Raw genomic sequence first — 23,336 nt, 5'->3', positions numbered from 1 at the left:
CATGGCCAAGCGTACATTCGAAATCTACCGCTACGACCCGGACAAGGACGCCGCGCCGCGCATGCAGACGTACGAGATCGAGATCGACTCGCACGAGCGCATGCTGCTCGACGCGCTGGTGAAACTGAAGGCACTGGACGAAACGCTGTCGTTCCGCCGCTCGTGCCGCGAGGGCGTGTGTGGCTCGGACGCGATGAACATCAACGGCAAGAACGGTCTTGCCTGCCTGACGAACCTGAACGACCTGCCGCAGAAGATCGTGCTGCGTCCGCTGCCGGGGCTGCCCGTGATTCGCGACATGATTGTCGACATGACGCAGTTCTTCAACCAGTATCACTCGATCAAGCCGTACCTGATCAACGACACGCCGCCGCCGGAGAAGGAGCGTCTGCAGTCGCCGGAAGAACGCGACGAGCTCGACGGCCTGTACGAGTGCATCCTGTGCGCGAGCTGCTCGACGTCGTGCCCGAGCTTCTGGTGGAATCCGGACAAGTTCGTCGGCCCGGCGGGGCTGCTGCAAGCCTACCGTTTCATCGCGGATAGCCGCGACCAGGCGACGGGCGAGCGGCTGGACAACCTGGAAGATCCGTACCGTCTGTTCCGTTGCCATACGATCATGAACTGCGTCGACGTGTGCCCGAAGGGGCTCAACCCGACGAAGGCGATCGGCAAGATCAAGGAATTGATGGTCCGGCGTGCGGTCTGAGATGGACACGCCGCATCAGTCCGACCCGCTGCGTCGCGCGCGTCTTCGCTGGCGCGCCCGGCGCGGCCTGCTGGAAAACGATCTGATCTTCGAGCGTTTTTTTAGCCGATATGAGCATGATCTCAGTGATGCAGACGTAGGCGCGCTCACGCGCCTGCTCGAACTAAGCGATAACGACCTGATGGACTTGCTGCTCGCCCGCAAGGAACCGGAGGGCGACCTCGCCGACGCCGATGTCGTGCGGGTGCTGGAGATGCTGCGTAACGTGTAGGCAAGGTGTAAACCTCGCCGTTACGCAGGTGAGTTTGATCCAGGCGTGCAATTATCGAAACCCTGTTTCCATACTTCGATTGAGGATGTGCTATGACCCCGTCAGATGTTAAAGCCACGCTATCGTTCAGCGACAACTCGCCGAGCGTTGAAATGCCGATTTACAAGGGCACGATGGGCCCGGATGTGATCGACATCCGTAAGCTGTATGGTCAGACCGGCAAGTTCACGTACGATCCGGGCTTTATGTCGACGGCGTCGTGCAACTCGGCTATCACCTACATCGACGGTGACAAGGGCGAGCTGCTGTACCGCGGCTTCCCGATCGACAATCTCGCGCAAAACGCGGACTTCCTCGAAACGTGCTATGCGCTGCTGAAGGGCGAATTGCCGAATCAGGCGCAGAAAGACGAGTTCGTGAAGACGGTCACGAACCACACGATGGTTCACGAGCAGATGCAGTTCTTCTTCCGTGGTTTCCGCCGTGACGCGCACCCGATGGCGATTCTCGTCGCCGCAGTCGGCGCGCTGTCGGCGTTCTATCACGACTCGCTCGACATCAATAACCCGCGTCACCGCGAAGTCTCGGCGATCCGTATGATCGCCAAGCTGCCGACGCTGGTCGCGATGGCGTACAAGTACTCGATCGGCCAGCCGTTCGTGTATCCGCAGAACAATCTGTCGTACAGCGCGAACTTCATGCGCATGATGTTCTCGAACCCGTGCGAAGAGTACCAGGTCAACGAAGTGCTGGTCCGCGCACTCGACCGTATCCTGATCCTGCACGCCGACCACGAGCAGAACGCGTCGACGTCGACGGTTCGTCTGGCGGGTTCGTCGGGCGCGAATCCGTTTGCGTGTATCGCGGCCGGTATCGCGTGTCTGTGGGGCCCGGCGCACGGCGGCGCGAACGAAGCGGCGCTGAACATGCTGGAAGAAATCGGCTCGGTCGACAACATTCCTGAGTTCATCAAGCAGGTGAAGGACAAGAACTCGGGCGTGAAGCTGATGGGCTTCGGTCACCGCGTCTACAAGAACTACGATCCGCGCGCCAAGCTGATGCGCGAAACGTGCTACGAAGTGCTGAACGAACTGGGCCTGCACGACGACCCGCTGTTCAAGCTCGCCATGGCGCTGGAAAAGATCGCGCTGGAAGACGAATACTTCGTGTCGCGCAAGCTGTACCCGAACGTCGACTTCTACTCGGGCATCGTACAGCGCGCGCTGGGCATCCCGACGTCGATGTTCACGTGTATCTTCGCGATGGCACGTACGGTCGGCTGGATCGCACAGTGGAACGAAATGATCGGCGATCCCGAACAGAAGATTGGCCGTCCGCGTCAGCTGTTCATCGGCGAAACGCCGCGCGAAGCCAAGCCGATCGCTCAGCGCTAAGCCACGGGCGCGTCAGCGCTCTACGCTTGCGTTAAACGCATCGAATGAAACACCCCAGCGGTTCGCCGTTGGGGTGTTTTGCTTTATATGCCGTTTGGCCAGGTCGGGGGTGCTTGACCGGCGGTGGGCAAAAAGCAATAATGACAGTTCAAAACTACGTACCAGCGGGTGCGAAAAACGTAGCGCCGCCCGGCAAGCCGGGTCCCACCAGGAGTGGGAGTTTTGTCGAACGACAGATAGAGAATCCCGCATGCAACGGCCACCTCAGGTGGCCGTTTGTTTTTCTGCGGACCTACCCGCGAATCCTTTTGCCAAGGTACGTCGCACGCAGTAGTGTCGCGAAGCCGACTTTACCGGCCTTTTCCTGACGCCTCGTCAGCCCGTTGTCCAGCACGTAGGCCGACTGGATGCGCAATACGATGCGTCGCTTGCGGCTCCGGTCTCGCTCTGCTTCGAAGAAAACGGCATAGAGCGATCTCGTGCCGTCTTCGTTCAGTTGTTCGAGCGTAACGAAGTTGGGTTGTTTCTCGTTGGCAATCGTAATGCGCCGGAACGGCAATTGAACGACAATTTCTCTTAGATGCCTGCGTGAAAGTTCGTAGCGCTGCGGGTCGAGTACACGGCGCTCTTTGCCATCATCGTAGATTTCATCCGCAGGTATCAGATGAGTTGCGCGCGCGTCCCATCGGAAGCTACGGGAAAAGCAGTGGCAGGAGAAAAGTACGAGTACGGTCACGTCTCCTCGTATTCCCAGATCGATCTTGAATGTGAAGGCATCGAGATGATTGAGATTCCACTTGGTTCCACGATAGCTCACCCCTGAGAATCGATGTCCAGGTTCAGGCGGTGAATCGACGATCAGATATTCGAGTTGCGACATCGTTAACATGGTTAGGGTGACTAACCATGCTATGGCGAACGCTGAAGTGGGCGCTATACGCCGTTCGGCCGACTCCCGCGTGTTTTGTCGCTACGTCGTCGCAGGACGTGCTTTACGCACGTTCCCCCGTTTCAGCGCCAGTTGCGGAGCTTCCTGCGCAGCGAAAGCCCGCCCGGCTTTCCATCCGATCATTTCGAAACGGACACGGACGCCCACCTGGGGTAGTGCCGATACAGGTATCGGCACTACCACCCAACTCCATGTTTTTTATCGGTTTTCTCGATACGTGATGGTCCTGGAAAGTCAACTGCGTGGCATAATTGACCGGACACGAACTGCCCGATGTCATTACTATCCCCGCATACCATGGCACAGACTCTCTACGACAAATTGTGGAACACGCATGTGGTCCACACGGAAGAAGACGGTACGACGATTCTCTATATCGACCGTCAACTGCTGCATGAAGTGACCAGCCCGCAGGCATTCGAAGGGCTGAAGCTCTCGGAGCGCCCGGTGTGGCGCATTAGCGCGAATCTGGCGGTGTCGGATCACAACGTGCCGACCACGGATCGCAGCCACGGCATCGCTGACCCTGTGTCGAAGCTGCAAGTCGATACGCTCGACTCGAACTGCGACGCGTTCGGCATCACGCAGTTCAAGATGAACGACCTGCGTCAGGGCATCGTTCACATCATCGGGCCGGAACAGGGCGCGACGCTGCCGGGCATGACGATCGTCTGCGGCGACTCGCACACGTCCACGCACGGCGCGTTCGGCGCGCTCGCGCACGGCATCGGCACGTCGGAAGTCGAGCACGTGCTCGCCACGCAAACGCTTCTGCAGAAGAAGAGCAAGAACATGCTGGTCAAGGTCGAAGGCCAGTTGCCGCGCGGCTGCACCGCGAAGGACATCGTGCTCGCGATCATCGGCAAGATCGGCACGGCGGGCGGCACGGGCTACGCAATCGAATTCGGCGGTTCGACCATTCGCGCGCTGTCGATGGAAGGCCGCATGACCGTCTGCAACATGGCGATCGAAGCGGGCGCGCGCGCCGGCATGGTCGCCGTCGACGACACGACGGTCGAATATCTGAAGGGCCGTCCGTTCTCGCCGCAAGGCGTCGAATGGGATCAGGCCGTCGAATACTGGAAGCAGTTCACGTCCGATCCTGGCGCGCATTTCGATCGCGTGGTCGAACTGAACGCTGCCGAGATCGTGCCGCAGGTCACGTGGGGCACGTCGCCGGAAATGGTCACCTCCGTCGACGCACGCGTGCCGGATCCGGAGAAGGAGAAGGATCCGGTCAAGCGCGACGCGATGGAACGCGCGTTGCAGTACATGGCGCTCGAACCGAATCTCCCCATCGAATCGATCAAGCCGGACAAGATTTTCATCGGCTCATGCACGAATGCGCGCATCGAAGATCTGCGCGCGGCAGCGTGGGTCGTGAAGAAGCTTGGCCGCCGCGTCGCGCCGAACATCCGTCTCGCGATGGTCGTGCCGGGCTCGGGCCTCGTGAAGGCGCAAGCCGAGCGCGAAGGTCTCGACAAGGTCTTCACGGACGCGGGTTTCGAATGGCGCGAGCCGGGCTGCTCAATGTGCCTCGCGATGAACGCCGACCGGCTGGAGCCGGGCGAGCGCTGCGCATCCACGTCGAACCGCAATTTCGAAGGCCGTCAGGGCGCGGGCGGACGCACGCACCTCGTGAGCCCCGCCATGGCAGCGGCTGCCGCCATCGAAGGGCATTTCGTCGACATTCGCAAGCTGGGATGAACGCCACATGAACATCGATCGCATCGCACTTCTGCGCCGATTCGCACTCGCGACGCTAGCCGGGCTGCTGCTCGGCCTCGCTGGGTGCAACACGGTGCATGGCTTTGGCGAAGACCTGCAGCATCTGGGCGGGTCGATCAGCGACAAGGCGGCAAAGTAAGCGGTTTTTGATTCGCCGGAGGGGGTGAGTGATGCCGATGCGCATCGCCTTCCGGCTTCGAACAGGCTAAAGCGTCATGGAAAAATTCATCGTACATACCGGCGTCGTGGCGCCGCTCGATCGCGAAAACGTAGACACCGACGCGATCATCCCGAAGCAGTTCCTGAAGTCGATCAAGCGCACGGGCTTCGGTCCGAACGCGTTCGACGAATGGCGTTATCTCGATCACGGCGAGCCGGGACAGGACAATTCGAAGCGTCCGCTGAATCCGGATTTCGTGCTTAACCAGCCGCGTTATCAGGGCGCGTCGGTGCTGCTCGCACGCCAGAACTTCGGCTGCGGCAGCTCGCGCGAGCACGCACCGTGGGCGCTGCAACAGTACGGCTTCCGCGCGATCATCGCGCCGAGCTTCGCGGACATCTTCTACAACAACTGCTTCAAGAATGGTCTGCTGCCCATCGTGCTGACGGATCAGCAGGTCGACCATCTGTTTAACGAAACATTCGCGTTCAACGGCTTCCAGCTGACCGTCGATCTGGAAAAGCAGGTCGTGCGCACGGCTGACGGAAGCGCCGAGTATCCGTTCGAAGTCGCTGCGTTCCGCAAATACTGCCTGCTGAACGGCTTCGACGACATCGGCCTCACGCTTCGTCACGCGGACAAGATTCGCCAGTACGAGGCAGAGCGCATCGCGAAGCAGCCGTGGCTCAATAACCGCCTCGTGCGCTGAAGTTTTCGCGAAAGCGCGCCTGATCCACGCCAGACAGAAACCAACAAGGAATACGCATGAAGATCGCAGTGTTGCCGGGCGACGGCATTGGCAAGGAAATCGTCAAGGAAGCCGTCAAGGTTCTGAACGTACTCGGCGAGAAGTTCGAGATGGAAGAGGCGCCCGTCGGCGGCGCGGGCTACGAGGCGGCGGGCCATCCGCTGCCGGAAGCTACGCTCAAGCTCGCGAAGGAAGCGGACGCGATCCTGTTCGGCGCGGTCGGCGACTGGAAGTACGATTCGCTCGAGCGCTCGCTGCGTCCGGAGCAGGCAATTCTGGGTCTGCGCAAGCATCTGCAACTGTTCGCGAACTTCCGTCCGGCGATCTGCTATCCGCAATTGACGGGCGCGTCGTCGCTGAAGCCGGAAATCGTGTCGGGCCTCGATATCCTGATCGTGCGCGAACTGAACGGCGACATCTATTTCGGCTCGCCGCGCGGCGTGCGTGCAGCGCCGGACGGTCCGTTCGAAGGCGCGAAAGAAGGCTTCGACACGATGCGCTATTCGGAACCCGAAGTGCGCCGCATCGCGCACGTCGCGTTCCAGGCGGCCCAGAAGCGCGACAAGAAGTTGACGTCGGTCGACAAGGCGAACGTGCTCGAAACATCGCAATTGTGGAAGGACGTGATGATCGATGTCTCGAAGGAATACGCGGACGTCGAGCTGTCGCACATGTACGTCGACAACGCGGCCATGCAGCTCGTGAAGGCGCCGAAATCGTTCGATGTGATCGTCACGGGCAACATGTTCGGCGACATTCTTTCGGACGAAGCGGCAATGTTGACGGGTTCGATCGGCATGCTGCCGTCGGCTTCGCTCGACAAGAACAACAAGGGTCTATACGAGCCGTCGCACGGTTCGGCGCCCGATATCGCGGGCAAGGGCATTGCGAATCCGCTCGCCACGATTCTGTCGGCGGCGATGATGCTGCGTTATTCGTTGAACCGGGCCGAGCAGGCCGACCGTATCGAAAGCGCCGTGAAAAAGGTGCTGGAACAAGGCTATCGCACCGGCGATATTCTTACGCCTGGCTGCAAGCAAGTCGGCACGGAAGCGATGGGCGATGCCGTCGTTGCGGCGCTGTAATTCTTCAGCAAACACGCGTGAATCTGCCAATTTTGCGCGGATTCATGCAAATCGCGGCGCCCGCGCCGCAAAAAACGGGTTTTCGTGTAGACTCATGTGATGGCGACGATTCCTCAAATCTCCTCGATTTCGACACTGCGCGGCAAAACGGCCCGCGTGGTTGCGCTCGCCATTACCATCAAAACGATTACCCCGAAAACGATCACGAAGCGCTGATCGTCCGTCGTGCCCGCCCATCTTCCCCGCGCGGTCACTGCGGGCAAAGATGCGGGGAAGTGTCCACTCGAAGGGTATGAAGTCATGAACGTAGGTCTCGTAGGTTGGCGCGGCATGGTCGGCAGCGTCCTGATGCAACGTATGCAACAGGAAGGCGATTTCGATCTGATCGAACCGGTGTTTTTCAGCACCAGCAATGCGGGCGGCAATGCGCCGTCGTTTGCCAAAAACGAGACCAAGCTCAAAGATGCGACAAGCATCGACGACCTGAAGAAGTGCGACGCCATCATCTCCTGCCAGGGCGGCGACTACACGAACGAAGTGTTCCCGAAGCTGCGCGCAGCGGGCTGGAACGGCTACTGGATCGACGCGGCTTCGTCGCTGCGCATGAAGGATGACGCCGTCATCATTCTCGATCCCGTCAACCTCGACGTCATCAAGAATGCGCTGGTCAAGGGCCAGAAGAATTTCATCGGCGGTAACTGCACGGTCAGCCTGATGCTGATGGCGCTGGGCGGTTTGTTCCGCGAAAACCTCGTCGACTGGATGACGGCCATGACGTATCAGGCTGCTTCGGGCGCGGGTGCGCAAAACATGCGTGAACTGCTGAGCCAGATGGGCACGCTGCACGGCGCAGTGAAGGATGAGCTGGCTAATCCGTCGTCGGCGATTCTCGATATCGACCGCCGCGTGCTGGCTGCCATGAACAGCGACAGCATGCTGACCGATCACTTCGGCGTGCCGCTCGCGGGCTCGCTGATTCCGTGGATCGACAAGGATCTCGGCAACGGCATGTCGAAGGAAGAGTGGAAGGCCGGCGCGGAAACCAACAAGATTCTCGGCAAGCCGGCAATGGGCGAGCCGGGCTCGATTCCCGTCGACGGTCTGTGCGTGCGTATCGGCGCAATGCGCTGCCACTCGCAGGCGCTGACCATCAAGCTGAACAAGGACGTGCCGCTCGACGAAATCAACGGCATTCTCGCTTCGGCGAACGACTGGGTGAAGGTCGTGCCGAACGAGCGCGAAGCGTCGATGCGCGATCTGTCGCCCGCCGTGGTGACGGGCACGCTGACGGTGCCGGTCGGCCGTCTGCGCAAGCTCGCGATGGGTGGCGAATATCTGTCGGCATTCACGGTCGGCGACCAGCTGCTGTGGGGCGCTGCTGAGCCGCTGCGTCGTATGCTTCGCATTCTGCTCGACAAGTAAAGTAAACTACGCGCGTTGTCTAATCGACGCGTAGAAAACTCCCAAAAAGCGTCGCGTTTTTCGCGGCGCTTTTTTATTGTGTATTTCAGAATCTTGTCGCCAACACTTCTAAGCATGCGCCGCACGACCGCGCACGAAAGGTCCCGATGACGGCCCGATTCCCTCTTATTCCCGCCGCCACACGCAGCGGCTCGCATCGGATTGCGGCGGCGGTCGCGATCGTTTTTGCCGGTGCATTTTCGATACCGGGCGCGGCATACGCGCAAACCACGGCCGCGGGCGCCGCGGCGGCGAGCGCACCGGCTGGTGCTGCTTCCGGCGGCACGCAGTTCACTGTTCAGCCTGGGCAATCGCTCAACGACGCTGCCGTCGCGATGACGCAGTCGCACGATCGCGCCGTGCTGGCGCGCGCGGCGAAAGCGATCTTCGACGCGAATCCGAACGCGTTCATGGGGCACGATCCAAGCCGGTTGCGGCTGGGCGCTGTCCTGAATCTGCCTGCCGTCGATGCGACGGGGGCGCCCATCGGCGCGGCATCGGCTGCGATGGCCGCCTCTGCTGCGTCCGGCGCGACGGCGCAGGCTGCGATTACCAACAACGCTTCCGCGACGACTTCGGCATCCGCGCCCGCTGCAACGGCTGCTGGCGCGAGTGCTGCGACAACCGGCGCATCGTCGCCGGCCGAAGCGGCCGCCACGAGTCCAACTCAAAGCGCCAGCCCGCCCGCCACCGCCGAGGCGACGTCCGCGCCCGCAACCGGCGCGCTGCCCACGAGCGGCGCGGCGGCGGCCTCGGCTTCGGGTGCGAGCGGCACGCATTCATACACGGGTTCCATCCAGGGCAGCGAGTCCGCAGCTACGCCGCCCGGCGCATCCGCAACCAGCAACGCGCAGCCCGCGTCGCAGCCGCGTCCGTCGAGCTTGCAGCAACTCCTCGCGCTGAAGAACCGTGTGTTGATGGAATTGCAGAAGCACGGTATCGGCAAGCAGCCGGGCGCAAACGAAAACGCGCCGACGGCACCGGGCGCGACGCAGTCGTCGAACGCGACGCCCGGCGCTGGCGCGCCAGCTCATGCAGGACCTGCAGCTACGCAGCCCGCGAACCAGCCGATGGGCATTTCGCAGGAATATCTGGGCGTGGCGGCCATCGTCGGCGCGGGGCTTGTGGCGCTGCTGGCCGGTTTGACGATGCGTCGGCGTCGCAAAGCCGCGCGCGCGCAGGAAGCGGCGAACGACGACGTTGCACGCGAAGATGAAACGCCCGTTGCGCCCGCGGCCGTCGAGCCGGTTGCAGTCGCGCGTAGCGATGAGCCGCCTGCGTCGCTGCGCGAACCGTCTGAAACCGGGTTGCGCGAGGCCGGTCCGGCTGCGGTTGTTGCCGCTGCTGCGATTTCGCCCGCATTGGATCACGACGCAGCACCGAAGCCCGAGCCTGAAACGTTCGACAGCGCATCCGCGGAGGCCGCGCTCGACGCCGCCTCAACGCTTGGCGCCGATGCGTTGCCGCGCGAATCGCTCGATCTGGCACGCGAAGAAGCGCGTGCCGCCGAAGCAGCCGAACGGGAACAGGCCGCGCGCGAACAGGAACTGACGACGGGCGAACTCGCCGCCGACACGCCATCCGCCGAACTGCCGCTCGACGAGCAGCCGATCCACGAACCGGTCGAGCCGCATTTCGCCGAGCCGATCGAGGCACCGCACGACGAATCCGGCGCGAAACCCAAGCCTTTCACACTCGACCTTGGCGCGACACCGGGAGCCGGGCAGCACGAACCCACGTTCGAGCAGCCCACCGCGTCCGTTGCGCCGCCCATCCAGTTGAGTCATGTGGAACCGGCCGCGCAGCACGAGCAACTGATCGAGCCGCTGCCCGAGCTGAATGAACTGCATCCAGCCGACGCCCAGGACGCAGCGGAACAACGCGCGCCCGCTGCGCTTCCGCTCGGCGCGCCGCCGCCGCTGGAGCCGGCTGTGCCGGACGCATTCCCGCGCGACGCGATGCGCGCGCTCGACAGCATCGACGACTTCGCTTTGCCGCCGCGCGTCGAGTCGTCGGCAACCGACGCACCCGCTGTGACGCAGCCCGTCGTCGCGCCCGAAATCACGGCGCAACAGGCGGTGCCGGCGCACGCGCCGCAGGCGCCTGCTGTCGCCGACGAGATCATCGCCGGCACGGCCGGTGCGGCCGCCGTGGCCGGTTTGGGTGCGGCGCGCTTCGGCGCGTTGAAGCTCGATTTCGACCTGGAACTTCCGCCGTCGCCGTCGCAGGTCGTGCCCGCGTTCACGCCGGTCGAAGTCGCGCGCATCGCTCGCAACAAGCTCGACCTGGCTGTGGAGTACATCGATCTCGGCGACGTTGTCGGCGCGCGTACGCTGATCAACGAAGTCATCGAATCGAACGACGCCGACACCCGCGCCGACGCACGCGCGTTGCTGTCAACGCTCGCGCCGCTTTCGTGATGACGCGGATCGCGCTTGGCATCCAGTACGACGGCGCGGCGTTTTGCGGCTGGCAGTCGCAGCCGCACGGCAAGACCGTGCAGGACGCACTCGAACGGGCGCTGCGCGAATTTGCGCAGACGCCGCTGCAGACGGTCGTGGCAGGCCGCACGGATACGGGTGTTCACGGTCTCGGGCAGGTCGTGCATTTCGACACGGAACTCGACCGTACAGAGTTTTCGTGGGTGCGCGGCACGAACGCGTTCTTGCCGTCGACGGTCGCCGTGCAGTGGGCCAAGCCAATGCCCGACGACTTCCACGCGCGGTTCTCAGCTTTCGAGCGCACCTATTACTACGCGCTGTACGTCCACCCGGTGCGCTCGCCGATGCTCACGGGCCGCGCCGGCTGGATTCACACGCCGCTCGACGTCGACGCGATGCGCGACGCGGCCGCCTGCCTGATCGGCGAGAACGATTTCTCGGCGTTCCGATCGTCGGAATGCCAGGCGAAGACGCCCGTCAAGCATCTGTATCAGATCGATATCCGGCCGCAGGGCGATTTCATCCACTTTCGCTTTCGCGCCAATGCGTTCCTGCATCACATGGTGCGCAACCTGATGGGCTGTCTCGTGGCCGTGGGCCGCGGGCGATATCCGGCGACGTGGCTCGCGGAAGTTCTGCAAGGTCGCGACCGGAAACGCGCGGCGCCCACCTTCATGCCCGACGGGCTGTATCTCGCTCAAGTGGGCTATCCTGAGATGTTCGCCGTTCCTGCACCGCAGGCGGGCAGCGTTCCGTGGAGCACCGTTTGGACCGACTCATGACTTCCGCCGACACTCAAGCCGCAAGCCTTTCGCCCGCCACCGACACCGTGCCGCACCGCACGCGCATCAAGCTGTGCGGGCTCGGCAACGCCGCCGATGTCGCCCATGCCGTCGCGCTTGGCGCCGATGCGATCGGCCTCGTGTTCTACCCGCCCAGCCCGCGCGCGTTGAGCATCGCGCAGGCGGTCGAGATGACGCGGGTCGTGCCGCCGTTCGTGTCGGTTGTCGGGTTGTTCGTGAATCCGACGCCGGAGTGGTTCAGCGAAGTCACCTGCAACGTGCCGCTGACGATGCTCCAGTTCCACGGCGACGAAACGCCTGAGCAGTGCGAAAAGCTGGCGGGCGTTGCGGGTTTGCCTTGGTTGCGCGCGTTGCGGATTGCGGCAGATACTCAACCGGCCGATTTGGTAGAATCGGCGCTTAACTATTCAGCTGCCAGTGGTCTTCTGTTCGACACACATGTCGAGGGCTATGGCGGCGGCGGGAAGGTCTTCGATTGGTCACTTATTCCACAAGAGCTCGCGCGTCGGGCCGTTTTGAGTGGTGGGTTGAACACGCAAAACGTCAGTAATGCGATTCATCGCGTGCGCCCGTACGCGGTCGATGTCTCGAGCGGCATCGAGGTGCCGGGCGCAAAGGGCGTGAAGGATCACGCCCGGATGGCGGCGTTCGTGCGCGCAGTGCGCGAAGCGGACGCCCGGTGATTCCCAGGCCGCGCCTCGCAGCGAGCGGGTGCTGCGGCATACTGAGAAGAGTGACGGAATATGTACAACTTACCCGATGAACGTGGCCATTTCGGCCAATATGGCGGCGTGTTCGTTGCCGAGACGCTGATGCACGCGCTCGACGAACTGCGTGTCGCGTACGAAAAATACTCTGTAGACCCCGACTTCATCGCCGAATACGAGCGCGAACTGAAGTACTTCGTCGGTCGTCCTTCCCCTGTCTATCACGCGCAACGCTGGAGCGAACTGCTCGGCGGCGCGCAGGTTTATCTGAAGCGCGAAGACCTGAACCACACGGGCGCGCACAAGGTGAACAACGTGATCGGTCAGGCGTTGCTCGCCAAACGCATGGGCAAGCCGCGCGTGATCGCGGAAACGGGCGCGGGCCAGCACGGCGTTGCAACCGCGACCATTGCGGCGCGCTTCGGCATGGAGTGCATCGTCTACATGGGCGCGGAAGACGTGCGCCGCCAGGCCGCGAATGTCTACCGGATGAAGCTGCTGGGCGCGACCGTAGTGCCCGTCGAATCCGGCTCGCGCACGCTGAAAGACGCGTTGAACGAAGCGATGCGCGACTGGGTCACGAACGTGGAAAACACGTTCTACATCATCGGCACGGTGGCAGGGCCGCATCCGTATCCGATGATGGTGCGCGATTTCCAGCGCGTGATCGGCGACGAATGCAAGGTGCAGATGCCAGAACTGACGGGCCGTCAGCCGGATGCCGTGATCGCCTGCGTTGGCGGCGGATCGAATGCGATGGGTATCTTTTACCCGTATATTGACGACAAATCGGTGAAACTGATCGGTGTGGAAGCGGCCGGTGACGGCATCGACACGGGTCGTCACGCGGCGTCGCTGATTGGCGGCAGCCCCGGCGTGCTGCACGGCAACCGCACGTATCTGCTGCAGGACGAAAACGGCCAGATCATCGAGACGCATTCGGTGTCGGCGGGTCTCGACTATCCGGGCGTCGGTCCCGAGCACGCATGGCTCAAGGACAGCGGCCGCGCCGAATACGTCGGCATCACCGACGAAGAGGCGCTCAAGGCTTTCCACGACTGCTGCCGGATCGAGGGCATCATCCCCGCGCTGGAGTCGAGCCACGCGCTCGCGTACGCGGCGAAGCTCGCGCCGACTTTGCCGAAGGACAAAATCCTTCTGGTGAACCTGTCGGGCCGGGGCGACAAGGACATGCACACGGTCGCTGAGCGATCGGGCATCCAGTTCTGAGCGCCCAGGCGATGCGCGACGAGTTCGAGGAGCCGCAGCCGCCCGCGCTGGACGGCGACGCCGAAGCAGGCGTTGCCCAGGCGTTGCGCGCGGGCGCTGTGCCGCTGCTGCCGGTGCCTGCGGGCATCGAGCTCCTGAACCGCGATTTTCTGACCGATGCGGCGAACCTGCCGGACGGCTCGATCGATCTGATCGTCGCCGATCCGCCGTACGGCCTCGGCAAGGACTATGGCAACGATTCCGACATGCGCTCGGGCGAGGATTTTCTCGCCTGGACGCGTGCCTGGCTCGAACTCGCCATTCCGAAGCTGAAGCCGTCGGGTTCGCTGTATATCTTCTGCACATGGCAGTACGCGCCGGAAATCTTCGTGTTTCTGAAGAGCCGCCTCACGATGGTCAACGAGATCATCTGGGACCGGCGCGTGCCGAGCATGGGCGGCACGACGCGCCGCTTTACATCCGTGCATGACAACATCGGTTATTTCGCGGTGTCGAAAGACTACTATTTCGACCTCGATCCCGTCCGTATCCCGTACGATGCCGCCACGAAGAAGGCGCGTTCGCGCAAGTTGTTCGAAGGAAGCAAGTGGCTTGAGATGGGCTACAACCCTAAGGACGTCTGGTCAGTTTCGCGTTTGCACCGGCAACATGCCGAACGCGTCGACCATCCGACCCAAAAACCGCTCGAAATCGTCGAGCGGATGGTGTTGGCCAGTTGTCCTCCAGGTGGCCGCGTGCTCGATCCCTTCATGGGGAGCGGCACGACGGCAGTCGCTTGCGCCCGTCAGAAGCGCGAATTCGTCGGCTATGAGATCAATGAAAGTTACTGCGCGATAGCGCGAGAACGTGTCAGTTTGGCGGCAAATCCGCCGGAACCCGTTTCGCGCCGAAAAGCAGCCGTTGCCAACACCACGACGACGGCTTGACGCCAAACCGCGCAGTCATCGACTTCGAGAAAATTCCATGTCCCGTATTCAATCCACGTTCGCGGCACTGGCCGCGCAGGGCAAGAAAGGTCTGATTCCGTTCATCACCGCTGGCGATCCTGATCCGGCGCGCACCGTCGAGTTCATGCACGCGCTCGCGAAGGGCGGCGCCGATGTCATCGAACTCGGCGTGCCGTTCTCCGACCCGATGGCCGACGGTCCCGTGATCCAGCAATCGTCGGAACGCGCGCTGGCAAAGGGCGTGTCGCTGAAGCACGTGCTCGCCGACGTCAAGCGCTTCCGCGAAACCGACGACAAAACGCCCGTCGTGCTGATGGGCTATGCGAATCCCATCGAGCGCATGGGCGCCGACGCGTTTGCGGCTGCCGCGAAGGAAGCGGGCGTCGACGGCGTGCTGGTTGTCGACTATCCGCCGGAAGAATCGGCTATCTTCGCCGAAAAGATGAAGGCGGCCGGGATCGATCCGATTTTTCTGCTCGCGCCCACGTCGACGGACGAGCGCATCGCGGAGGTTGGTAAAATCGCGTCCGGTTACGTCTACTATGTGTCGCTCAAAGGTGTCACGGGCTCCGCAAATCTGGACGTTTTGAGCATCGCGGGTAAAATCCCGGCCATCAAGTCGCGCGTACCGCTGCCGGTGGGCGTCGGTTTCGGCATTCGCGACGCGCAATCCGCGCGCGCCGTGGCCGAAGTTTCCGATGCCGTCGTGATCGGCAGCCGTATCGTGCAGTTGCTCGAAGAAGCAGCACCCGAGTCCGCTGCGAGCAAGCTGACGAGTTTCATTGCTGAAATTCGCCAGGCGCTCGACAGCATCGGCGCGACTGCCCGATAAACATCATTTTTGTCGCGGTTAACATGGCGGCGCGGTTCCTGCTGCGCCGTCTTTGGTATCGCGAATCCTGGAAGGAATCATCATGAGCTGGCTCGACAAACTGTTGCCGCCGAAAATCAAGCAAACCGACCCGAAGAGCCGCAAGGGCATTCCGGAAGGGCTGTGGATCAAGTGTCCGGCGTGCGAAGCGGTGCTGTACCGCAACGACGTCGAGGCGAATCTGCACGTCTGCCCGAAGTGCGACCACCATATGCGGATCGGCGCGCGCGAACGGCTCGACGGCTTGCTCGATCCGGAAGGCCGCTACGAAATCGGCCAGGAAATCCTGCCGGTCGACGCGCTCAAGTTCAAGGACAGCCGCAAGTATCCCGACCGCCTGAAAGAGGCGATGGACGAAACTGACGAAACCGACGCGATGGTCGTGATGGGTGGCGCGATCCACACGCTGCCCGTCGTGGTCGCGTGCTTCGAATTCGCGTTCATGGGTGGTTCGATGGGCTCCGTGGTCGGCGAGCGCTTTGCGCGCGGCGCGCAGAACGCGATCGAACAGCACGTGCCGTTCATCTGCTTCACCGCTTCGGGCGGCGCGCGGATGCAGGAAAGCCTGCTGTCGCTGATGCAGATGGCCAAGACCACCGCGATGCTGACCAAGCTCGCCGAGGCCAAGCTGCCGTTCATCTCCGTGCTGACCGATCCGACGATGGGCGGCGTGTCGGCGAGCTTCGCGTTCCTCGGCGACGTCGTGATCGCCGAGCCGAAGGCGCTGATCGGCTTTGCCGGCCCGCGCGTGATCGAGCAGACGGTGCGCGAAAAGCTGCCGGAAGGCTTCCAGCGCGCCGAATTCCTGCTGCAAAAGGGCGCGATCGACATGATCGTTGACCGTCGAAAGCTGCGCGAAGAAATCGCGCAACTGATGGCGTTGCTCACGCGCCAGCCGGCTGACGCAGTCGCCTGATGCCGTCCCTTGGCCGTGACGCAACGCACGGCTGACAGGGACAACCAACGCGCCGCGAGAGGTTCCCAAGCGGCGCGTTGTCATTTCTAGGATAATTCCGGTCCGCACTGCCAGTTTTTCAGATGACCACTTTCCCCACACTCGACGCGTGGCTCACGCACCTGGAATCCGCTCATCCTGTCGGCATCGACATGGGACTCGCGCGTATCAGCAAGGTGCGTGACGCGCTGGACCTCAAGTTTGCGTGCCCGGTGGTCACCGTCGGCGGCACGAACGGCAAGGGTTCCACCTGCGCAATTCTCGAAGCGATCCTGCTGCGCGCGGGTTACACCGTCGGCTGCCACACATCGCCGCATCTGCTCGCGTTCAACGAGCGCGCGCGCATCAACGGTCAGATGGCGACGGATACCGAACTGCTGCCGCATTTCGAGGCCGTCGAGAAGGCGCGCCAGTCGCTGCCCGAGCCCGTTTCGCTGACGTATTTCGAGTTCACGACGCTCGCGATCATGCATCTGTTCGCCGAGCGCGGGCTGGACGCAGTGATTTTCGAAGTGGGGTTGGGCGGGCGGCTCGATGCCGTCAATATCCTCGATACCGATTGCGCGATCATCACGAGCATCGACATCGATCACACCGACTTCCTCGGCGATACGCGCGAGAAAATCGCGTTCGAAAAGGCGGGCATTTTCCGCGCGGGCAAGCCGGCGATCTGCGCGGACCCTGTTCCGCCGCAAACGCTGATCGATCATGCCGAGAAAATCGGCGCGGAGTTGTGGCTGTTCGGCCGCGATTTCCGCTACGAAGCGCAACCCGGCAACGAGCGCCAGCAGTGGAGTTACATCGGCCCGACGATGCGTCGTTCCGCGCTGGCTTATCCGGCGCTGCGGGGCGCGAATCAGCTGCTCAATACGACGGCGGCGCTCGCGGGTCTCGAAGCGGTGCGGGACCGTTTGCCCGTGTCGGCGCAGGACATTCGTCTGGGCCTCGCGAACGTCGAACTGCCGGGGCGCTTCCAGGTGTTGCCGGGCAAGCCGTCGATCGTGCTGGACGTCGGCCACAATCCGCATGCCGCCGCCGTGTTGGGTCAAAATCTCGGCAATATGGGCTTTTTTCCGTACACGTACGCCGTTTTTGGCTCGATGCGCGACAAGGACATCGCGGGCGTGCTCGAACATCTGAAAGGCGAGATCGATCACTGGAACGTGACCGATCTCCCGACGCCGCGTGCCGCCAGCGCGGACGAACTGGAAACGGCGCTACGCGATGCGGGCGTCAGCGACGGCCCGGATTGCAGCGTGACGCGTTTTGCCACACCAGCAGAAGCTTTCCAGGATGCGCTAAAACGAGCCTCCGACAATGATAGAATCGTGGTCTTCGGAAGCTTCTTCACGGTTGCAGGCGTCATGGCCTACCGTAAATCGCAGCAACACTGAACGCGCGGGCCTCGAACCAAGCCATTCATGGGTATTTTCTCGTTCGGCAAGAAAGACGACGCACCGACACGGCGCGGCGCAAATTCCAGTTCCAGTCGCGGTAGTCGTGCCGAGCGCACTGAACGCGCGGAACGCGTCGAACGGCGCAGCCGGCGCACGGACCGTTCCGGCGACGCCGACGCGATGCTGCTCGATCCCACGCTTCCCGAGAAGCAGCGCGCGCGACGCCGCCTCGTCGGCGCGATCGCGCTGGTGATCGCCGCCGTCGTCATTCTGCCGATGGTGCTGGATTCGCATCCGAAGCCCGTCACTGACGACATTTCCATCGACATTCCAAGCCGTCCCGCGCCGAAGCCGCGCGCGTCGGTCGACAACGACACGCAAGCCGCCGTCGCGCCGGACAATCCCGCCGCGCCGGATGCCGCATTGGCGGCCTCGGGTCTGGCGCCCGCTGCGTCGGGCGCGGCCGCTACGGGCGCCGTGGCGTCGCAGCGCGACGGCAGCAGCAAAAACGCGCCAATCGCGATGACGCCTGCGAAGCCGCAAGCGCCCGCTGTCGTCGCGAACAACGCGCCGGCTGCGAAACCCGCAGCGAAACCGCAGGCTGACGCAAAGCCCGCGGCAAAACCGGAACAGAAACCCGCAGCCACGGAAACGGCGCAGGCAGCCGCTTCTGGCACCGAAACAGGTACGCCCGCGGCGCCCCCGGGCAGCCGTTTCGCAGTTCAGCTCGGCGCGTTTCAGGACGACGCCAGCGCGCACGCGTGGGCAACCAAGTTGAAAGCGGCGGGTGTGCCCGTATATACGGAGCGTCGCAAGCAGGCTGACGGCTCCAGTCGAACCCTGTTGCGCGCCGGTCCGTTCGCGGACCGTGCGGCGGCGTCGGCGGCAATCGCGAAGGTGCGCGAGGCCGGTCTGACGTCGGGCGCGAACAACGGCGCTGCGCAGTAATCCGGCGATGTTCACCGCGTTCGACTACGCTGTAATGGCGGTGATCGCCCTGTCAGCCATGCGCGGAACGTGGCGCGGCTTTTTGTCCGAGGTATTCGGGCTGATCGGCTGGATCGTCGCGTTTCTGGTGGCGGCGCGTTTCGTGGGGCTGCTGGTGCCCTACGTGCCGGCAAACTGGCCGGGCGGCGCGCTGACGCAGTGGCTGATCGCGTTCGCGCTGATCGTAATTGGCGTGATGCTGGTGGCAAGCGTGGCGAACGCGTTGCTGAGCCGGCTGGTGCAGGTGTCCGGTCTGGGCGGTGTGGATCGCTCGCTTGGACTGGTGTTTGGCCTCGTACGCGGGGTCATATTGGTGCTGGTTCTGGTCGCCCTCGGTGGCTTGACCGAACTGCCCAAACAGGAATTCTGGCGCAACGCGCTGCTGCGGCCCTATGCCGAGCAGGGCGTGCGAGAGTTGAAGCCTCTGCTTCCCGAAACGCTCGCCGCCTACGTCCACGTGTAACGATCGCGTTGCACGCAAAGGGCGAAGGCGGATGACAAGGCGGGCCGATGGTGAAGCAAGCAGAACCACGGCGCGCGCGGCTGTCTCCCAGGCAGGCCGCACTGATCGAATTTCGTACCCTTTGAAGGACATGCCATGTGCGGCATCGTAGGCGTAGTTTCCCAGTCACCCGTCAACCAGCTCCTCTATGACAGCCTGCTGCTCCTGCAGCACCGCGGTCAGGACGCGGCCGGCATCGCCACCGCGAACGGCAACAATTTCCACATGCACAAGGCCAACGGCATGGTGCGCGACGTGTTCCGCACGCGCAACATGCGCAGCCTGCCCGGTAACAGCGGCATTGGCCAGGTGCGCTACCCGACGGCGGGGTCTGCGTCGAGCGAAGAAGAAGCCCAGCCGTTCTACGTGAACGCGCCGTTCGGCATCATCCTTGCGCACAACGGCAATCTGACCAACTGGCAGCAGCTGAAAGACGAGATGTTCCGCATCGATCGTCGCCACATCAACACGAATTCCGACACCGAAGTGATGCTCAACGTGCTCGCGCACGAAGTGCACACGGCGAGCACGGGTCTGCAACTCGATCCCGCTGCGATGTTCAAGGCCGTGACGGGCGTCCACCGCCGCGTGCGTGGCTCGTACGCGATCGTGTCGCTGATTTCCGGCTACGGTCTGCTCGGCTTCCGCGACCCGTTCGGCATCCGCCCGCTGTGTATCGGCAAGCTGGAAACGGCGTCGGGCACGGAATGGATGCTGGCGTCGGAATCGGTGGCGCTGGAAGGCATCGGCTTCGAGTTCGTGCGCGACGTCGCGCCGGGCGAGGCGATCTTCATCGACTTCGAAGGCAACTTCCACGCGCAGCAATGCGCGCCGAACGCCAGCCTGAACCCGTGCATTTTCGAACTCGTGTATCTCGCGCGTCCGGATTCGGTACTCGACGGCGTGCCCGTCTACAACGCGCGTCTGCGCATGGGCGACTATCTGGCCGAGAAGATCATGCGGGTGCTGCCCGACGACGTGAAGATCGACGTCGTCATGCCGATTCCCGATTCGTCGCGTCCGGCAGCGATGCAGGTCGCAGCGAAACTCGGCGTCGAATATCGCGAAGGCTTCTTCAAGAATCGTTATGTGGGCCGCACCTTCATCATGCCGGGCCAGGCAGTGCGCAAGAAGTCGGTGCGCCAGAAGCTGAACGCGATGGGCATCGAGTTCAAGGGCAAGACCGTGCTGATCGTCGACGATTCGATCGTGCGCGGCACGACGTCGCACGAAATCGTGCAGATGGCGCGCGATGCGGGCGCGAGCAAGGTGATCTTCGCTTCGGCGGCGCCGCCTGTGAAGTTCCCGAACGTGTACGGCATCGACATGCCGACGCGCAGCGAACTCGTCGCGCACGGCCGTTCGGATGAAGAAGTGGCGCGCCTGATCGGCGCCGATTTCCTCGTCTATCAGGACGTCGACGCGCTGAAGAACGCGATCCGCGACATCAACCCGGCGCTGAAGGAGTTCGAATCTTCGTGCTTCGACGGCAACTACATCACGGGCGACGTGACGACGGAATACCTCGACCGCATCGAATCCGCGCGTCTCGCGCCGTCCGCGCAATCGGACCGCGACGCGGCTAGCGACGCGATGGAAGGCGGCGCTGCGCGTTCGCAATTGCACCTGCAACTGTCGGTCGAGTAACGCGTCGTAAGCGCGCGAACATCGGGTCAACCGGTCTCGCGCGCTGCGACAGCCGCTGAAACCCGGCGCGAAAATCCGGGCGCAGTGTTACCATCGGGTCTTGCGTCGATTTGATCTCAGCTTGCGGACGCGGGGAAACCCAAAACAGCTAAAGCGAACGGTGAGCAGCAGCACAGCCATCGCGCTTACAGCTTTCCCCGCACACGAAGCCCGCTTATGCCGACGCAAAGCGGGCTTTTTTGTTGCTCTCTCGCGCGTGAACCTCAACGGCCAGTGCGCGCGACTTCGAAAAACGGAACAGAACGAACATGGACGACTCCCTCAACTTCGACACACTCGCAGTCCGCTCGGGCACGTTGCGCAGCGAATTCGGCGAACATTCGGAAGCGATCTTCCTGACGTCGAGCTTTGTCTTTGCGAGCGCCGCAGACGCTGCCGAGCGCTTCAAGAATTCCGAAGACTATTACACGTACTCGCGCTTTACGAATCCGACCGTGACGATGTTCCAGGATCGTCTCGCGGCGCTCGAAGGCGGCGAGGCGTGCATGGCGACGGCGTCGGGAATGAGCGCGATCATGTCGGTGGTGATGTCGGCGTTGCAGGCGGGCGATCATCTCGTCAGCTCGCAGAGCCTGTTCGGTTCGACGCTCGGTATGTTCTCGCAGATCTTCAGCAAGTTCGGCATCACGACGACCTTCGTCGATCCGACCGATCTCGACGCGTGGAAAAACGCGGTGCGTCCCGAGACGAAGATGTTCTTCCTCGAAACGCCGTCGAACCCGCTGACGGAGATCGCCGATATCGAAGCGATCAGCAAGATTGCGAAGTCCGCGAATGCGCTGTTCGTCGTCGACAACTGTTTTTGCAGCCCGGCGCTGCAACAGCCGCTGAAACTCGGCGCGGACGTCGTGATGCATTCGGCGACCAAATTTCTCGATGGGCAAGGCCGTGTGCTCGGCGGCGCCCTGGTTGGCTCGAAGCAGTTCATCATGGAAAAGGTGTTCCCGTTCGTGCGCAGCGCGGGTCCGACGTTGTCCGCATTCAACGCGTGGATTCTGCTGAAGGGCATGGAGACGCTGTCGCTGCGCGTCGAGCGCCAGTCGGCGAATGCGCTTGAAATCGCGCGCTGGCTCGATACGCATCCCGCCGTGAAGCGTGTGTTCTATCCGGGCCTCGAATCGCATCCGCAGTACGAGATCGCGAAGCGCCAGCAGAAAGCGGGCGGCGCGATCGTTTCGTTCGAACTGAAGGGCGACACGCCGGAAGCGATGCGCGCGAATGCGTGGCGTGTGATCGACAGCACGAAGATCTGTTCGATCACGGGCAACCTCGGCGACACGCGCACGACCATCACGCATCCCGCCACCACGACGCACGGCCGCATCACGCCGGAAGCGCGCGCGGCAGCGGGCATCACGGAAGGTCTGATCCGGCTTGCCGTTGGTCTGGAGAATGCAACGGATATCCGCGACGATCTGGCGCGCGGCCTTGCAGGCTGAAGAAGTGAAGAAGTGAAGAAGTGAAACGAAGCGGGCGCTGCGAAGCGCCCGTTTTGTCATACGGCAACGCTCAATGCAGCAAGGCGCGCCATTGACCCGGCGCCATCCCGAAGCGCCGCGTGAACGCATGCGTGTAGGCGCTCTGATCGCCGAAGCCGACTTCGAGCGCGACGTCGGTCAATGAGCGGCGCGGATCGGCGAGCAGCGTGACGGACGTATCCAGCCGCAGCCGCTGCAAATAGCGATGCGGCGTCTCGCCGAATGCGTCGATGAACAATTGATGAAAGCGCCGCATGCCGAAGCCGCAGTGCGCGGCGAGGTCCGCGATGCGCAGCGGTTCGGACAGACGCGCGCGCAGCCAGGCGTCGATGCGCGCGAAGTCGAGACGGGCGCCCGGCGCAGCATCCGCCATGCCCGTGTCTTCGATGATCGCCGCGCATAGGCGGGCGGCCGCGTCCCAGTTGAAGCGCCGCCATGCGGCATCGCCGTCGATATGTCCCGTCGCGCGGCCCGCAATATGCGAAACCAGTTGCGTGAGCGACGAATCGACGGTGACGGCGCGCGCCCGGTCGAACAGACGTTGCGGCAAGGCGACCGACGACGCGGGCAGATCGAGCACGAGCTGCCGGTTCTCGCCGACGCCCGCGTAGTCGTGCCGCGAGCCGGCCGGAATGAGCCACGCGGACGTCCGGTCGATTTCCTGCGCGACGCCGTCCACGGCCATCACCATCGACCCGTCCAGACCGAGCACGATCTGATGGAAGTCATGCACGTCCGACGCTTCCACGGTGCCGTAGCGGCGCAGGGAAACGTTGGGGGCACTGATGACGGCGTGGCTCATCACAAAG

The 23,336-nt window shown here is 63.0% G+C and carries 22 protein-coding genes; 20 read left to right on the top strand and 2 right to left on the bottom strand.

Features of this window, described 5'->3' with window-relative positions; genetic code table 11:
* Position 1: 1 nt before the first annotated feature.
* The 3 genes from C2L65_RS28670 (at position 2) to gltA (ending at position 2,371) form a co-directional block, all read left to right on the top strand.
* Positions 2-706: a succinate dehydrogenase iron-sulfur subunit gene (locus C2L65_RS28670; RefSeq protein WP_042317328.1), complete on the top strand. Its 705-nt coding sequence runs from the start codon at positions 2-4 to the stop codon at positions 704-706.
* 1 nt (position 707) lies between these two features.
* Complete coding sequence (locus C2L65_RS28665; protein WP_091779836.1) at positions 708-977, top strand: FAD assembly factor SdhE; 270 nt, start codon at positions 708-710, stop codon at positions 975-977.
* Positions 978-1,069: 92 nt separating this feature from the next.
* Positions 1,070-2,371 carry a citrate synthase gene (gene gltA, locus C2L65_RS28660; RefSeq protein WP_007579626.1) on the top strand — a complete coding sequence of 434 codons (1,302 nt, stop codon included), beginning with the start codon at positions 1,070-1,072 and terminating at the stop codon, positions 2,369-2,371.
* A gap of 292 nt (positions 2,372-2,663) precedes the next feature.
* On the opposite strand, the gene C2L65_RS28655 is transcribed toward gltA, so the two are convergent.
* Positions 2,664-3,251: a hypothetical protein gene (locus C2L65_RS28655; RefSeq protein WP_042315425.1), complete on the bottom strand. Its 588-nt coding sequence runs from the start codon at positions 3,249-3,251 to the stop codon at positions 2,664-2,666.
* 366 nt (positions 3,252-3,617) lie between these two features.
* Here C2L65_RS28655 and leuC point away from each other — a divergent pair, with 366 nt between their 5' ends.
* The 17 genes from leuC to C2L65_RS28570 all read left to right on the top strand — a co-directional run bounded on the left by leuC (position 3,618) and on the right by C2L65_RS28570 (position 22,488).
* On the top strand, positions 3,618-5,027 hold the full coding sequence (gene leuC, locus C2L65_RS28650; RefSeq protein ID WP_024162898.1) for a 3-isopropylmalate dehydratase large subunit: 1,410 nt from the start codon (positions 3,618-3,620) through the stop codon (positions 5,025-5,027).
* A gap of 7 nt (positions 5,028-5,034) precedes the next feature.
* Positions 5,035-5,187 (top strand): entericidin A/B family lipoprotein, encoded by a 153-nt coding sequence (locus tag C2L65_RS28645; protein WP_007579623.1) that lies wholly within the window; start codon positions 5,035-5,037, stop codon positions 5,185-5,187.
* A 76-nt stretch (positions 5,188-5,263) separates the two neighbouring features.
* Positions 5,264-5,917 (top strand): 3-isopropylmalate dehydratase small subunit, encoded by a 654-nt coding sequence (gene leuD, locus C2L65_RS28640; protein WP_042315427.1) that lies wholly within the window; start codon positions 5,264-5,266, stop codon positions 5,915-5,917.
* A 56-nt stretch (positions 5,918-5,973) separates the two neighbouring features.
* Positions 5,974-7,041: a 3-isopropylmalate dehydrogenase gene (gene leuB / locus C2L65_RS28635; RefSeq protein WP_042315428.1), complete on the top strand. Its 1,068-nt coding sequence runs from the start codon at positions 5,974-5,976 to the stop codon at positions 7,039-7,041.
* Positions 7,042-7,341: 300 nt separating this feature from the next.
* Positions 7,342-8,463, top strand: a complete 1,122-nt coding sequence (gene asd / locus C2L65_RS28630; RefSeq protein WP_042315429.1) for an aspartate-semialdehyde dehydrogenase — start codon at positions 7,342-7,344, stop codon at positions 8,461-8,463.
* 146 nt (positions 8,464-8,609) lie between these two features.
* Positions 8,610-10,922 (top strand): FimV/HubP family polar landmark protein, encoded by a 2,313-nt coding sequence (locus C2L65_RS28625; RefSeq protein ID WP_042315431.1) that lies wholly within the window; start codon positions 8,610-8,612, stop codon positions 10,920-10,922.
* A complete protein-coding gene (gene truA / locus C2L65_RS28620; RefSeq protein ID WP_042315432.1) occupies positions 10,922-11,725 on the top strand; it encodes a tRNA pseudouridine(38-40) synthase TruA in 804 nt (267 codons plus the stop codon). Before C2L65_RS28625 ends, truA begins: the two co-directional genes overlap by 1 nt.
* Positions 11,722-12,429, top strand: coding sequence for a phosphoribosylanthranilate isomerase (locus tag C2L65_RS28615; RefSeq protein ID WP_042315433.1), 708 nt, complete (start codon positions 11,722-11,724; stop codon positions 12,427-12,429). Before truA ends, C2L65_RS28615 begins: the two co-directional genes overlap by 4 nt.
* 60 nt (positions 12,430-12,489) lie before the next feature.
* Complete coding sequence (gene trpB, locus C2L65_RS28610) at positions 12,490-13,683, top strand: tryptophan synthase subunit beta (protein ID WP_035999339.1); 1,194 nt, start codon at positions 12,490-12,492, stop codon at positions 13,681-13,683.
* Between the two features lie 11 nt (positions 13,684-13,694).
* Positions 13,695-14,609 carry a DNA-methyltransferase gene (locus C2L65_RS28605; RefSeq protein WP_042315436.1) on the top strand — a complete coding sequence of 305 codons (915 nt, stop codon included), beginning with the start codon at positions 13,695-13,697 and terminating at the stop codon, positions 14,607-14,609.
* Positions 14,610-14,646: 37 nt separating this feature from the next.
* Positions 14,647-15,462: a tryptophan synthase subunit alpha gene (trpA, locus tag C2L65_RS28600; protein WP_042315438.1), complete on the top strand. Its 816-nt coding sequence runs from the start codon at positions 14,647-14,649 to the stop codon at positions 15,460-15,462.
* A gap of 82 nt (positions 15,463-15,544) precedes the next feature.
* The gene (gene accD, locus C2L65_RS28595; RefSeq protein WP_042315439.1) at positions 15,545-16,417 is read left to right on the top strand and encodes an acetyl-CoA carboxylase, carboxyltransferase subunit beta; all 873 of its coding nucleotides are present in this window, start codon (positions 15,545-15,547) and stop codon (positions 16,415-16,417) included.
* A 122-nt stretch (positions 16,418-16,539) separates the two neighbouring features.
* Positions 16,540-17,850 carry a bifunctional tetrahydrofolate synthase/dihydrofolate synthase gene (gene folC / locus C2L65_RS28590; protein WP_042315440.1) on the top strand — a complete coding sequence of 437 codons (1,311 nt, stop codon included), beginning with the start codon at positions 16,540-16,542 and terminating at the stop codon, positions 17,848-17,850.
* Between the two features lie 27 nt (positions 17,851-17,877).
* Positions 17,878-18,801 carry an SPOR domain-containing protein gene (locus C2L65_RS28585; protein WP_042315442.1) on the top strand — a complete coding sequence of 308 codons (924 nt, stop codon included), beginning with the start codon at positions 17,878-17,880 and terminating at the stop codon, positions 18,799-18,801.
* 7 nt (positions 18,802-18,808) lie between these two features.
* A complete protein-coding gene (locus tag C2L65_RS28580) occupies positions 18,809-19,303 on the top strand; it encodes a CvpA family protein (RefSeq protein WP_007579610.1) in 495 nt (164 codons plus the stop codon).
* 135 nt (positions 19,304-19,438) lie between these two features.
* Positions 19,439-20,989, top strand: coding sequence for an amidophosphoribosyltransferase (gene purF / locus C2L65_RS28575; protein ID WP_042315446.1), 1,551 nt, complete (start codon positions 19,439-19,441; stop codon positions 20,987-20,989).
* A gap of 308 nt (positions 20,990-21,297) precedes the next feature.
* Positions 21,298-22,488, top strand: a complete 1,191-nt coding sequence (locus tag C2L65_RS28570) for an O-succinylhomoserine sulfhydrylase (RefSeq protein WP_007579607.1) — start codon at positions 21,298-21,300, stop codon at positions 22,486-22,488.
* A 70-nt stretch (positions 22,489-22,558) separates the two neighbouring features.
* On the opposite strand, the gene C2L65_RS28565 is transcribed toward C2L65_RS28570, so the two are convergent.
* Positions 22,559-23,329 carry an AraC family transcriptional regulator gene (locus C2L65_RS28565; RefSeq protein ID WP_042315447.1) on the bottom strand — a complete coding sequence of 257 codons (771 nt, stop codon included), beginning with the start codon at positions 23,327-23,329 and terminating at the stop codon, positions 22,559-22,561.
* Positions 23,330-23,336: the final 7 nt, after the last annotated feature.

This window comes from Paraburkholderia terrae (assembly GCF_002902925.1).
GTDB lineage: Bacteria > Pseudomonadota > Gammaproteobacteria > Burkholderiales > Burkholderiaceae > Paraburkholderia > Paraburkholderia terrae.
Note: the sequence above shows the minus strand (reverse complement) of the source record. Positions and strands in the feature narration are given on the sequence as shown.

Bases quoted from the DNA above. Each gene is read 5' to 3' on its own strand.
- C2L65_RS28665 (WP_091779836.1), top strand. From the start codon at position 708: ATGGACACGCCGCATCAGTCCGACCCGCTGCGTCGCGCGCGTCTTCGC.
- C2L65_RS28655 (WP_042315425.1), bottom strand. From the start codon at position 3,251: ATGTCGCAACTCGAATATCTGATCGTCGATTCACCGCCTGAACCTGGA.
- folC (WP_042315440.1), top strand. From the start codon at position 16,540: ATGACCACTTTCCCCACACTCGACGCGTGGCTCACGCACCTGGAATCC.
- C2L65_RS28565 (WP_042315447.1), bottom strand. From the start codon at position 23,329: ATGAGCCACGCCGTCATCAGTGCCCCCAACGTTTCCCTGCGCCGCTAC.
- C2L65_RS28625 (WP_042315431.1), top strand. From the start codon at position 8,610: ATGACGGCCCGATTCCCTCTTATTCCCGCCGCCACACGCAGCGGCTCG.
- C2L65_RS28570 (WP_007579607.1), top strand. From the start codon at position 21,298: ATGGACGACTCCCTCAACTTCGACACACTCGCAGTCCGCTCGGGCACG.
- C2L65_RS28580 (WP_007579610.1), top strand. From the start codon at position 18,809: ATGTTCACCGCGTTCGACTACGCTGTAATGGCGGTGATCGCCCTGTCA.
- C2L65_RS28670 (WP_042317328.1), top strand. From the start codon at position 2: ATGGCCAAGCGTACATTCGAAATCTACCGCTACGACCCGGACAAGGAC.
- accD (WP_042315439.1), top strand. From the start codon at position 15,545: ATGAGCTGGCTCGACAAACTGTTGCCGCCGAAAATCAAGCAAACCGAC.
- leuC (WP_024162898.1), top strand. From the start codon at position 3,618: ATGGCACAGACTCTCTACGACAAATTGTGGAACACGCATGTGGTCCAC.
- gltA (WP_007579626.1), top strand. From the start codon at position 1,070: ATGACCCCGTCAGATGTTAAAGCCACGCTATCGTTCAGCGACAACTCG.
- C2L65_RS28615 (WP_042315433.1), top strand. From the start codon at position 11,722: ATGACTTCCGCCGACACTCAAGCCGCAAGCCTTTCGCCCGCCACCGAC.
- trpB (WP_035999339.1), top strand. From the start codon at position 12,490: ATGTACAACTTACCCGATGAACGTGGCCATTTCGGCCAATATGGCGGC.
- leuD (WP_042315427.1), top strand. From the start codon at position 5,264: ATGGAAAAATTCATCGTACATACCGGCGTCGTGGCGCCGCTCGATCGC.
- leuB (WP_042315428.1), top strand. From the start codon at position 5,974: ATGAAGATCGCAGTGTTGCCGGGCGACGGCATTGGCAAGGAAATCGTC.
- purF (WP_042315446.1), top strand. From the start codon at position 19,439: ATGTGCGGCATCGTAGGCGTAGTTTCCCAGTCACCCGTCAACCAGCTC.
- asd (WP_042315429.1), top strand. From the start codon at position 7,342: ATGAACGTAGGTCTCGTAGGTTGGCGCGGCATGGTCGGCAGCGTCCTG.
- C2L65_RS28605 (WP_042315436.1), top strand. From the start codon at position 13,695: ATGCGCGACGAGTTCGAGGAGCCGCAGCCGCCCGCGCTGGACGGCGAC.
- C2L65_RS28645 (WP_007579623.1), top strand. From the start codon at position 5,035: ATGAACATCGATCGCATCGCACTTCTGCGCCGATTCGCACTCGCGACG.
- C2L65_RS28585 (WP_042315442.1), top strand. From the start codon at position 17,878: ATGGGTATTTTCTCGTTCGGCAAGAAAGACGACGCACCGACACGGCGC.
- truA (WP_042315432.1), top strand. From the start codon at position 10,922: ATGACGCGGATCGCGCTTGGCATCCAGTACGACGGCGCGGCGTTTTGC.
- trpA (WP_042315438.1), top strand. From the start codon at position 14,647: ATGTCCCGTATTCAATCCACGTTCGCGGCACTGGCCGCGCAGGGCAAG.